The sequence below is a fragment of the Parafrankia sp. Ea1.12 genome (assembly GCF_900465275.1).
Classification (GTDB): domain Bacteria; phylum Actinomycetota; class Actinomycetes; order Frankiales; family Frankiaceae; genus Parafrankia; species Parafrankia soli.
This window is the reverse complement of the sequence record NZ_UBIZ01000506.1, coordinates 22,119-33,949: the sequence shown is the minus strand read 5'-3', so window position 1 is coordinate 33,949 and position 11,831 is coordinate 22,119. Positions and strand designations below refer to the sequence as shown.

7 protein-coding genes are annotated in these 11,831 nt (G+C 73.2%); 2 read left to right on the top strand and 5 right to left on the bottom strand.

The window, feature by feature from the left end:
* Positions 1-29: 29 nt before the first annotated feature.
* The 4 genes from FMEAI12_RS29965 to FMEAI12_RS29950 form a co-directional block, all read right to left on the bottom strand.
* Complete coding sequence (locus tag FMEAI12_RS29965) at positions 30-1,883, bottom strand: ABC transporter ATP-binding protein (RefSeq protein ID WP_112108683.1); 1,854 nt, start codon at positions 1,881-1,883, stop codon at positions 30-32.
* Complete coding sequence (locus FMEAI12_RS29960; protein ID WP_112108672.1) at positions 1,876-3,618, bottom strand: ABC transporter ATP-binding protein; 1,743 nt, start codon at positions 3,616-3,618, stop codon at positions 1,876-1,878. The genes FMEAI12_RS29965 and FMEAI12_RS29960 overlap by 8 nt, the downstream gene beginning before the upstream one ends.
* 191 nt (positions 3,619-3,809) lie before the next feature.
* Positions 3,810-4,949 carry an iron chelate uptake ABC transporter family permease subunit gene (locus FMEAI12_RS29955; protein ID WP_235014795.1) on the bottom strand — a complete coding sequence of 380 codons (1,140 nt, stop codon included), beginning with the start codon at positions 4,947-4,949 and terminating at the stop codon, positions 3,810-3,812.
* A gap of 37 nt (positions 4,950-4,986) precedes the next feature.
* Entirely contained in the window at positions 4,987-6,090 is a 1,104-nt protein-coding gene (locus FMEAI12_RS29950; RefSeq protein WP_255565760.1) for an iron ABC transporter permease, read from the bottom strand.
* Between the two features lie 355 nt (positions 6,091-6,445).
* Here FMEAI12_RS29950 and FMEAI12_RS29945 point away from each other — a divergent pair, with 355 nt between their 5' ends.
* On the top strand, positions 6,446-7,354 hold the full coding sequence (locus tag FMEAI12_RS29945; RefSeq protein ID WP_071066173.1) for an ABC transporter ATP-binding protein: 909 nt from the start codon (positions 6,446-6,448) through the stop codon (positions 7,352-7,354).
* Between the two features lie 721 nt (positions 7,355-8,075).
* The gene (locus FMEAI12_RS29940) at positions 8,076-9,467 is read left to right on the top strand and encodes a lysine N(6)-hydroxylase/L-ornithine N(5)-oxygenase family protein (protein ID WP_112108671.1); all 1,392 of its coding nucleotides are present in this window, start codon (positions 8,076-8,078) and stop codon (positions 9,465-9,467) included.
* A 119-nt stretch (positions 9,468-9,586) separates the two neighbouring features.
* On the opposite strand, the gene FMEAI12_RS29935 is transcribed toward FMEAI12_RS29940, so the two are convergent.
* A complete protein-coding gene (locus FMEAI12_RS29935) occupies positions 9,587-11,806 on the bottom strand; it encodes a RecQ family ATP-dependent DNA helicase (RefSeq protein WP_112108670.1) in 2,220 nt (739 codons plus the stop codon).
* Positions 11,807-11,831: the final 25 nt, after the last annotated feature.

Sequence of the window (11,831 nt, the reverse complement as noted above, 5' to 3'; positions counted from 1 at the left end):
TAGCCTAACTCCTGTCGCTTTGTCAGCCGTTACGACCGATCGGTTGTGACGTGCCCGTTCTGTGGCTGACCGGGTACAGAGAAACCTGGCTCGTCAACCACTCCGGGCACAACACAGGCCACATCGCCGGCGACAATCAGCCCGGACGCAAGGCGCACCCGCCGCGGCAGCCGGTCGATGGTGGACTGCCGGTGCGCGATGACGATCAGCGTCCGTCCGGGGCGGATGCGCTCCACCGCGGTCTCGAGCCGCCGTGCGACGGCGGGATCCAGATCGGCGGTGGCCTCGTCGAGCAGCAGCACCGGCGGGTCGACCAGAGCGGCCCGCACCAGGCCGACGAGCTGCCGCTCACCGGCGGACAGCAGCTCCCCGCGCGAGCCGACGGAGGCGTCCAGCCCGCCGGACAGCCCGGCCACCCACTCGGTGAGGCCGAGGGCCTCCACCGCCCGCTCCATCGCCGCCCGGTCCGGCTCGCCCGGGGCCAGCGCCAGGTTCTCCGCCAGCGTTCCGGTGATGATGTGGACCTGCTGGGGGACGAGGACGATCCGCCGGCGGATCTCGGCCGCCGGGACCGTCCGCAGGTCGACCCCGCCGAACGTCACCAGGCCGGCGTCCGGCTGGTAGAGGCCGCACAGCAGCTTCGCGAGCGTCGTCTTCCCGGAGCCGGTGCTGCCCACCAGGCCGGCGCGGTCACCAGCCGGGAACCGCACCGAGACGCCGCGCAGCACGTCGTCGCCCTCCGCGTATCCGAAGCGCACGCCGTTCGCGACGAGCTCGCCCCGCGGCGGCAGCACCGCCCGCGCGGTCCCCGCCGTTCCCGCCGCTTCCGCTGCGTGCGCCGCTTCGGCCGTGCGCGCCGCTTCGGCCGTCTCCGCGGCTTCGGCTGTCTGGGCCGCTTCGGTCGCGCCCAGCAGGTCGGCCAGCCGGGCCAGGCCCACCTTGGCGGTCTGCAGCTCGCCGACCAGCCGGGAGAGCCCCATCATTCCGTCGAACAGGTTGCGGGTCGCGAGCACGAACACCACGACCGTGCCGACCCCGAGGTGGCCGGCCCGGGCCAGCCACACGCTCAGCAGCAGCAGGACCGCGGTCGCCAGCCCTTCGAGGAGGTTGAACAGCTCGAGCCGGTTCTGGGCACCGATCGTCGCGTTCGACGCCCGCAGCAGCTCGTCGTTGTCGCGGCGGAACCGGTTCACCCATTCGCCCGGCCGTCCGGCCACCACCAGAGCCTCACCGGCCGCCAGGGTCTCGGTGAAGGTCGCGGTCATCGCGGCGTCGGCCGCGGCCTGCCGCCCGAAGACCACCTTGGCCGAGGCGTTGAACCACCGGATGACCCCCACCGCGGCGGGGAGGAACAGCAGCACGAGCACCAGGGACAGCAACGGCGAGTACACGATCAGGACGGCCGTCGTCAGCACGACGGTGAGTGCGAGACCGAGCAGGTTGGGCAACTGCTCCCGGATGAACAGCGACAGGTCGGCGATCTCGCCGGTGGCCCGGCGGAGCAGGTCACCGGTCCGATGCGCCTCCACGAACCGCAGCGGGGCGCTCGCCAGCCGCTCCACCACGAGATCGCGCAGGTCGTGCACGATCCGTTCGCCCGCGCGGGCGAGCACCACCTCCGACCACCGCAGCAGGAGCAGGCGGGCGAGCACGACCACGACGAGCAGGGTGACCGACACCCACAGCGCCGTGCGGTCGTGCGCGAGCACCGCGTCGACGCCGCGGCCGACGACCGGCGCGATCGCGACGAGGGAGGCGGTGCTGGCGATCGTGCCCATGATCGCCAGCACCAGGATCCGCCGGTGCGGGCGCAGGTGGCGCAGCGCGCCGCGCGCCGCGCGGCGGACGTCCGGCTCGTCGGCGAGAAGACGCACCTCAGCCACGGTTACCTCCGGCGGGCAGCGCGGCACCGTCACCGGGCAGGGAGCTGTCGTCGTCTGGAAGCACGGCGCCGCCGCCGGGCGGCCCGCCGGCGGCGCCCCGGTCCGGCGGGTGCAGCGTGACCGTCCGGTCGGCGGCGGCCAGCACCGCGGGCCGGTGCGAGATCATCACGATCGCGGCGGCCGGGTTCCAGGCCCGCAGCCGCTCGAGGACCGCCGCCTCGGTCTCCGCGTCGAGCGCCGATGTGACGTCGTCGAGCACGAGGACCGCCGGGCGGCCGAGCAGGCCGCGGGCCAGTGCCAGCCGCTGTCCCTGCCCGCCGGAGAGCGTGCCGCCGCGCTCACCGAGCACGGTGTCGTACTGGTCGGGCAGGCTCATCACGAACTCGTCCAGCGCGGCGGCGTGGCAGGCCGCGCGCAGCTCGGCCAGCTCCAGCTCGCGGCCCAGGCGCAGGTTGTCCGCGACGGTCCCGGAGAGCACGAGCGGGCGCTGCGGGACGAGCCCGATCCTGGCCAGCACCTCCGTCCGGGCCGCGGCGCGCAGATCCACGCCGCCGAACGTCACCGTCCCGGAGTCCGGGTCCTCGAGCCGGCACAGCAGGTGGGCCAGGGTGGACTTGCCCGAACCGGTCGGCCCGGTCACGGCGACGAGCTCGCCCGGAGCCGCCCACAGCTCGGCCGGCCCGAGGACGGTGCGCCCGTCCCGGCGGACCACCACGCCGGCGGCGTGCAGCACGCCGCCGGCCGGCAGCGGCACCGCGTCGCGGTCGTCGGCGGCCGTCCCCGGGAGGTCGAGCACCTCGGCGATCCGGCCCGCGGCGACGCGTGCCTGGCCACGCCCGGTCAGCAGATCCACCAGGACGGCGATCGCCAGCGCCAGCGTGGCCATCCAGGACGTGAAGGCCACCAGGCCGCCGACGGTGATGTCGCCGTTGATCGCCGCGGCGCCGCCGATGCCCAGGCCGGCCGCGATCGCCAGCCGTGGCAGGGCCGCCGGGACGGACGACCACCAGGCGGAGACCCCGGCGACCCGCAGGGCCGTGGAGGTGACCGCGCCGGACAGGTCGTGGTGGCGGCGGACGAGCACCCGCTCGCCGCCCAGCCCGCGCACCGCGGCGCTGGCCGCCAGCAGATCCTCCACCGCGTCCGCGCGGGCGCCGTGCGCCTCGGACAGCGCCTCGTTCGCCGCGTCGTAGCGGCCGGGGAAGAACGCGTTCGCGAGGCCGACCAGCGGAAACGTGACTATCACGATGACGAGCAGCATCGGGTCGAGCAGCCCGGTCGCCGGGAGGACCACGACCACGGTCACCACGACCCGCACCCACAGCCCGAGGTTCTGCACCCACAGCCGGATGAGGTCGACGTCCCGGGTGACGCGCATCGCCAGGTCACCGCGGCCGAAGCGGGTCAGGGCCGGCCGGTCCAGCGTCACCACCTTGCCCACCAGCGCTTCGCGCAGCGAGTGCGCGATCCGGTTCGCCGTGACGCCCGACCACCACTGCCCGCCCGCCCCGCCGAGCAGGAAGGCGATCGAGACCAGCGCGGTGATGAGTGACCACCGCACCGTGGCCGCGACGTCCAGCGGGGTGATGCCGTCGTCGAGGGCGTGCTGGACGCACCAGGGCAGCGCCAGCATCGCCACCTGCTGTGTGAAGGTTGCCAGCGCGCTCAGCGAGAGCAGTCCGGGCATCGAGCGGAGCTGCGCCCACAACACGGTGTTGCCTGCCGACATGGCCATCCAGGACCGCTCCAGGGTGGGTGCTGGGCCAGGGCACGCGAGTGGCGCCGTGGTGACGCGTCCCGGTGCGCGGGCCAAGAAGAGACGAGAGTTCGCAGAGTCGGCGACAGACCACACCAGCGACACAACTTAGGTAAAGGTTAATTAAGTCGCAGGTCAGCGTCAACCGATGGGCCGGCATGACGGCGTGCTCAGAGCCCCCGCCGCTGCCGGGAGAGCAGCCAGACGAGGTAGATCCCGCCGACGGCGTTGGTGGCCACGCCGACCGGGAGCTGGGTGGGCGCAAACGCCCGCTGGGCGGCGAGGTCGCTCGACGCGACGAGCAGCGCGCCGAGCAACGCCGTCGGCAGCAGCGCGGCGCCCGGCGACCTGGCCAGGTGCCGGGCCAGCTGCGGCGCCGCCAGCGCAACGAAGCCGATCGGGCCGGCCGCGGCCGTCGCGCAGGAGGCGAGGGCCGCGCCCACCGCGAGCAGCGCGAGACGGCTGCGCTCGACCGGCACGCCGAGCGCCTTCGCGGTGTCGCCGCCCATCGTCAGCATCGACATGCGCCGTCCGTAGCAGGCTGCGGCGGGCAGCAGGACGGCCACCGCGACGGCGAGCGGGCGGACCTCGTCCCAGCCGCGGCGGTTCAGGCTGCCCAGCAGCCAGGTCTGCGCCGTGATCGCGTCCCCGAGGGTGGCCCTGGTGATCAGGTAGGAGTTCAGCGCCGTCAGCATCGCGGCGGCCCCGATCCCGACCAGGATGAGCCGCGGCCCGGCCACCCCGCGCCGGAACGAGAGCAGGTAGATCGCCACCGCCGTCACGACACCGCCGGCGACGGCACCGAGCGAGGTCTCGTAGACGGTGCCGTGCAGCACCAGGATGACGACGACCGCTCCGGTCGCCGAGCCGGCCGTGAACCCGATGATGTCGGGGCTGCCGAGCGGGTTCGCGGTCATTGTCTGAAAGATCGCCCCGCTGACGGCCAGGGCGGCGCCGACCATCAGGCCGGTCAGCAGCCGCGGCAGCCGCAGCGTGACGACGACGAAGTCCGTCCCGGCGCTGCCCTGGCCGCGCAGGCTGTCGAACACCTCGCGGGGCGAGACGGCGTACTCCCCCGTGATCATCGTCGCGACGCAGACCGCGGCGAGGACGGCGAGCAGCGCACCGCAGACGGCGACCGAACGGCCGTCCACCCGCAGGGACAGCCGGTCGGCACGGTCCCGCAGGACCCATCCGCGCGGCGCCAGGCCGCCCGCCGCCGGGCCGACCCGTGCCGTGCCGCCCGCCGGCAGGCCCGCCACCGAAGCCACCCTCGCCGCCTCCTGCCCGTCCGTCGTTGTCATCGCCATCGCACTGTCATCGTCATCGCATCGGTGTCCGGTCCGCTCACAACCGGCCCAACCGTGCTCGACGGCACAGCACGATGAAGACTGGCGCGCCCACGAAGGCGGTGACCACACCCACCTCGAGCTCGGCGGGAGCGATGACCACCCGCCCGAGGACGTCGGCGGCCAGGAGCAACACCGGCGCGAGGACCGCGGAATAGGCGATCACCCACCGCTGGTCCGGCCCGCAGATCGTGCGGGCGACGTGCGGCACAGCCAGCCCCACGAAGGTGATGGGGCCGGCCGCGGCCGTCGCGGTGCCGCAGAGCAGGGCGATCGCGAGCACGCCCAGCGCCCGCGTGCGCACCAGGCCGACACCGAGGCCGTGCCCGGCGTCATCGCCCAGCGCCATCGCGTTGAGCGGGCCGGCGATCGCGAAGGCGACGGCCAGCCCCACGCCGGCGAACGGCGCGAGCGCGCCGAGCTGGGACGATCCAGCGCCGGCCAGGGATCCGACGTCCCAGAAGCGCAGCCGGTCGAACGTCTGGTGATCCAGGAAGGCGACTCCGTAGGTGAACGCGCCGAGCACCGCACTGAACGCGGCCCCGGCCACGACGAGCCGCTCGGGCGCGACGGCCGCCCGTCCGGTGGCGCCCAGGACGTAGACCGCGCTCGCCGCGACGGCGGCACCCGCCATCGCGAACCAGACGTAGCCGGCGGGGGTGGTCACGCCGAGAAAGGACACCGCCGCGACGACCGCGGCCGAAGCGCCGAGATTGACGCCGAGGATGCCCGGGTCGGCCAGCGCGTTGCGCGTCAGCGCCTGCGCCAGCGCGCCGCCGACCCCCAGCCCCACCCCGGCGACCAGGCCGACCAGCGTGCGCGGAACCCGCAGGTCGTGAACGATGACCGCGGTCTCCGACCGGTCGTCGTGCCACAGCACGCGCCAGACGTCCGACAGCGGCAGGTGGTTCGCGCCGACGGCGATGCTCAGCATGCCGACGACGGCGAGCAGCCCGAACGCCAGCACGAGTCCGGCCGCACGCGGCGGGCGCCAGACCGGCGCGTCAGCCGGCTCCCGGGCGCGCCCGTCCGCGTGCCCCGACAGCTGTGGCACCAGCACGGTCTGCTCCGCGGCCACCCGGACCACCGCTCCCTGATTCACGGAGGCTATTTAGGGCAGGCTAACCTTCCCCAGTCAACCGCTGCCATGACGAGCGACGGCCGCGGGCCCGACCGTTTCGGACCGACCTTGACCAGGGACGGAGCTGCCCACACGATAAGTGAGGCTAACTTAATCGAATCGGGGTTGCGGCGCTTTGGGTACAGGACGTAGACAACCACGGACTCCCGCGCCGCGCGCGGCGCGGGAGTCCGGAGGCAGCGGGACGGGCGAGGGCGTGGCGGCGGGCGACGTAGCGGCCCCGGCCGGCTCGGTGACCCCAGCCGACGCGGTAACCCCGGCCGGTGCGGCGGCTCCGGGGCAGGCGGGGGGACCCGGCCGGTCCGGGGAGGCCCGGCTGCGCGCCGAGAACCTCACGCTGGCCTATGAGCAGCGCGTCGTCGCCACCGGTCTCGGGCTGCAGATCCCGGACAACTCCTTCACCGTGATCGTCGGGCCGAACGCCTGCGGCAAGTCGACGCTGCTGCGCGCGCTGGCCCGCATGCTGCGCCCACGCACCGGCGCCGTGTACCTCGACGGGGCACTGATCCGGTCACTGCCGTCCAAGGAGGTGGCCCGCCGGCTCGGGCTGCTCCCGCAGACGTCGATCGCGCCGAGCGGCATCTTCGTCTCCGACCTGGTCGCGCGGGGGCGGTACCCACACCAGCGGCTGCTTCGCCAGTGGTCCCGCGACGACGAGGCGGCGGTGCGCGAGGCACTGGCCGCAACCGGGACCGACGACCTCGCCGACCGGTACGTCGACGAGCTCTCCGGTGGGCAGCGCCAGCGGGTCTGGCTCGCGATGGCGCTGGCCCAGCAGACACCGATCATGCTTCTGGACGAGCCAACGACGTTCCTCGACGTGGCCCACCAGATCGAGATCCTCGATCTCTGCGCCGACCTGCACGAGGATTCCGCCCGCACGCTGGTGGCCGTCCTGCACGACCTCAACCACGCCTGCCGGTACGCGACCCACCTGGTGGCGATGAAGGGCGGGCGGATCGTCGAGCAGGGAGTCCCGAACGAGATCGTCACCGCCGAGCTCGTCGAGGAGGTCTTCGGGCTGCCGTGCAGCGTGGTTCCCGACCCCGAGACCGGAACTCCGCTCGTCGTGCCCGCCTCCCGCGCCCGGCGCCGGCAGCTCGCCGGGCGCGCGAACGAGCACGACGGGACGGCCTCCGATGCCGCTTCGGAGGCAGAGACGACGGACGCGACGAAGGCGACCGAAGCCGCGGATGCCGCGGCGATGACTGTCGGCGCCGGCTGAGCGGTCGGATGTCCGCCCAGCCGGCCGGCGCCAGGGACATTCGGCGGTCCGCGCCTCCCAGCCGGCCGCCGCCGGGAACGCTCGACGGTCCGCGCCAGCCTGCCCGCCGATCCCGCGCGCCGCGCCCATGTGCCGAGCCGTGGGCCCCGCAAGGGCACCCGCGCGCCGAACGTGCGGGCCACCGGGTTTCGAGCCGTCCGTTGGCGGGGTCTGGCCTCCTGCCACCAGCGGAACGCGTCCCCCGGCCGCCGCCGGGCCGCGGCCTCCAGCCGAGGCGATGTCGTTAGGTTAGGTTTTCCTTATCAGATGCGAACTTGCGGGTCAAGGGCAGGCGGGCGCCAGAACCGACGCATCGGATCCACTTGACCATCAACCCCAACCCACCTAAGTTAGGCTCACTTAACTTGCTCCCCATCCACGGCGAAGCCCGGCATCCACCGCCCACGAGACGATCACCGCGGGAACACATCCGTCAGGCGACTCACGGCCCCACGACAGGCCGGAATCCTCGACCGCTTCCCAGCCACCCCACGACCGGGCCGGGCGCATCGAAGAACGACCTCAGCGACCCGCATGGATCCGGCGTGATCGACCCCGCGGGGCCGCCGCCAACCGCCCGACCTCGGGGAACTCCTTGACAGCTCGACGCGCCACCCCGGAATATAAGTAAGGTTAACTTTAATACACGCCCGGTTACTATTGACCGACCAGAGGGGCAGCCGTGGTAGACCGTCCGCCGACCGCGGAACTCGGTGTGCACGACATCATCGGAGTCGGGTTCGGGCCCTCGAACATCGCTCTGGCGATCGCAGTCGAGGAACACAACAGCAGTGTCTCCGCCGGTGCGGCGCTGCGCGCCGTCTTCCTTGAACGCCAGGTGCGTTTCGGATGGCACCGGGGGATGCTCCTCGACGGAGCGACCATGCAGGTGTCCTACCTGAAGGACCTGGTGACCCTGCGCAATCCGTCGAGCAGCTTCACCTTTCTCTCGTTTCTCCATTCCAGGAACCGCCTGGTGGACTTCATCAACCACAAGACGATGTATCCGCTGCGCTCCGAGTACCACGACTACCTGGAATGGGCCGCGGGCCGGCTCGACGACCTCGTCGAGTACGACACCGAGGTGGTGGACCTGCGACCGGTGACCCACGAGGGCGAGATCGCCTACGTCGACGTGATCAGCCGGCACCGGGGAGACCCGGACCGGACGGTCGTACGCCGCGCCCGCAACGTCGTCATCGCAGCAGGGCTGGAGCCGAGACTGCCCGACGGTGTCGAGATCGACGACCGGACCTGGCACAACCACGAGCTGCTGCACCGCCTCGCGCGGATGCCCTCGACACCGCGCGGCCGGTTCGTCGTGGTCGGGGCCGGCCAGAGCGCCGCCGAGGTGACCGAGCACCTGCACACCCGTTTCCCGCAGGCCGAGGTCTTCTCCGTGTTCTCCCGCTACGGCTTCAGCCCGGCGGACAACAGCGGCTTCGTCAACCAGATCTTCGACCCGGACGCCGTCGACGAGTTCTACCACGCGCCCGAAAGCGTCCGCGCCATGCTGCTCGGCTACCACCGTGGCACGAACTACTCGGCCGTGGACATGGACCTCATCGACGAGCTGTACCGCCGTGCGTATCAGGAGAAGGTGCGCGGCCCCCGGCGGCTGCACTTCCTGCGCGCCTCCCGCGCCGAATCCTTCGAGAAGCTGTCGGACGGCGTCCGGGTGCACATCCGGTACCTGCCGACCGGCGAGAAGCGCACCGTGGACGCGGACACCGTCGTGCTCGCGACCGGATACCACGCCCGCGATCCGCGGCGCCTGCTCGGCGGGCTGGCGGAGGCCTGCCTCACCGCCGAGGACGGCCAGCTTCAGGTCGGCCGCGACTACAGCGTCGACACCGTCGCGGGGACCACCGCCGGCGTCTACGTGCCCGGCGCGAGCGAGTACTCCCATGGGATCTCCTCGTCCCTGCTGTCGAACATCTCCGTCCGGGCCGGCGAGATTCTCACATCGGTCCTCGACCGCCAGGAGCTCGAGGTTCCCCTCGCCACGGTCCCGTCGGGGATCTCCGGTTCCAGGTACCTCGACCCACAGCCGAACGCCCAGCCGCAGAGCTGATCCGCACCGCGCCGCGACCCACCCGGAAGGAGACTGCTCGCCAGCCGACGCGGTGATCCCGGCGTGGTAATCCCGGCGCTCTGGTCTCGGCACTGTGATCTCGGCACGGTGGCGCCCGCTCAGCCGGTCTCGACGGCGAGGGCGAACGGCAGCACGCCCGGCGCTCCGGCCTGGCGCAGCGCCCTGGCCGCGACGGTCATCGTCCAGCCCGTGACGATCAGGTCGTCGACGAGCAGTACCGGCCCGGTCAGCTCGGCGAGCGGGCCGGCGAGGGGCGGTGGCACCTCGAAGGCCGACCACAGGCCGGCGAGGCGGTGGGCGCTGTTGTGCACCCGGCCGGCCGCGGGCCCGCCGGCCACGCGAGGGAGCTGCCCCAGCAACGGCAGCCGCCCGACCCCCGCGATCCGTTCACCGAGGTCCGCCACCAGGCGCGGGCGTGTCCTGGACGCCACGGTCACCACCGCCGCCGGGCGCCGCTCCCACCGCCACTCGGTCAGGGTCCGCACCACCGCCTCGAACAGGTCGTCGGGGACGGGGCCGTCCAGGGCCGCGGGAGGAGGGGCGAGCAGCTGGCGCAGCCGGTTGCCCCAGCCCAGGTCGTTGAGCCGTGCGACCACGCGGCCGGGCTCGGCGGTGACCGACGCGGGAATCCGGCCGGACGCGGCGACCCCCAGCGTGCGCATGCCCGTCGGCCACATCCGGCGCGGCTCGATGGGCACGCCCGTCCGGCGCAGCTCCTCGCGGGCGCTGTCCCGCGACCGGGAGGAGACCTCGGTGGACCACACCCGGCCGGTGCACCGGTCACACCGGCCGCACGACACCGCGTACGGATCGTCGAGCGCGTGGCGCAGGAACTCCATCCGGCAGGACGGCGTGGCGATGTAGTCGAGCATCGCCTGCTGCTCGCGGGCCCGCGCGGCGGCGACGCGGCGGAAGCGCTCGGCGTCGTAGACCCACGGCTCGCCCGTCGCCTCCCAGCCGCCCTTGACCCGCCGGACGACGCCGTCCGCGTCGAGCACCTTCAGCATCTGCTCGAGCCGGGAGTGCCCCAGGTCGACGGCGGCGAGCAGCGCCTGCGTCGACATCGTCCGCCCGGCCTGGGCCAGGACGTCCAGCACCTGCCGGGCGACCGGCTCCGGGGGGAACGACGTGTCGGCGAAGTACCGCCAGATGTCACGGTCCTCGGTGGCGGGCAGCAGGACGACCTCGGCGGACTCCACCGCACGCCCGGCCCGCCCGATCTGCTGGTAGTAGGCGATCGGCGAGTTCGGCGCACCGACGTGGACGACGAACCCGAGATCGGGCTTGTCGAAGCCCATCCCGAGAGCGCTCGTCGCCACCAGCGCCTTCACCCGGTTGCCGAGCAGGTCCTCCTCGGCCGCGATGCGCTCGGCCGGCTCCGTGCCGCCGTGGTAGGTCGTCACCTCGTGGCCCTGGCCGCGCAGGAACGCGGTCAGCTCCTCCGCGCCCGGCTTGGTGAGCGTGTAGATGATCCCGGAGCCGGGTAGCTCGGCGAGATGGTCGGCCAGCCAGCCGAACCGCTGCTCGGCCGCGGGAAGCGACACAACCGCCAGCCGGAGGCTCTCCCGGTCGAGAGACCCCCGCAGGACCACGGTCTCCGCGCTCGTGGAGCCGGCCCCGAGCTGCTCGCTGACGTCCTCGACCACCCGCGCGTTGGCCGTGGCGGTCGTCGCGAGCACGGGCACGTCCGGCCGCAGCCCGCCGATCAGTGACCGCAGCCGGCGGTAGTCCGGACGGAAGTCGTGGCCCCAGTCGGAGATGCAGTGCGCCTCGTCGACGACGAGCAGCCCCGTCGTGGCCGCGAGCTCCGGGAGGTACTCGTCGCGGAAGGTCGGGTTGTTCAGCCGCTCCGGGCCGACGAGCAGCAGGTCCAGCTCCCCCGCCCGCAGCGCGGCGTAGACCTCGTCCCACTCGGTGAGGTTCCCCGAATGGATCTCCCCGGCCCGGATGCCCACCCGTGCCGCCGCGGCCGCCTGGTTGCGGATCAGCGCCAGCAGCGGGGAGACGATCACCGTGGGCCCCACCCGGGCGGCCGGACCGCCCCCCGGCCTCGGACCGCTTGAACCCGAGTCACCTGGGTCCGAGTCACCCGGGTCCGAGTCGCCGAGACCGCGCAGCAGCGCCGTGGCGAGGAAGTACACCGCGGACTTCCCCCAGCCCGTGCGCTGGACGAGCAGCACCCGCCGCCGCCCGCTGACGAGCGCGTCGATCGCCTGCCACTGGTCGTCACGCAGGACCGCGCCCGGCCCGGCCAGAGCCCGGAGCAGCTCCTCCGCCCGATCGCGCAGTGTCCCGCTGACCGTCGCCTGATCCGCCATGCCACCTGTCTACCGGACCCCACCG

Coding starts and splice junctions, on each gene's coding strand:
- FMEAI12_RS29935 (WP_112108670.1), bottom strand. CDS start 11,806: ATGGCGGATCAGGCGACGGTCAGCGGGACACTGCGCGATCGGGCGGAG.
- FMEAI12_RS29960 (WP_112108672.1), bottom strand. CDS start 3,618: ATGGCCATGTCGGCAGGCAACACCGTGTTGTGGGCGCAGCTCCGCTCG.
- FMEAI12_RS29955 (WP_235014795.1), bottom strand. CDS start 4,949: ATGGCGATGACAACGACGGACGGGCAGGAGGCGGCGAGGGTGGCTTCG.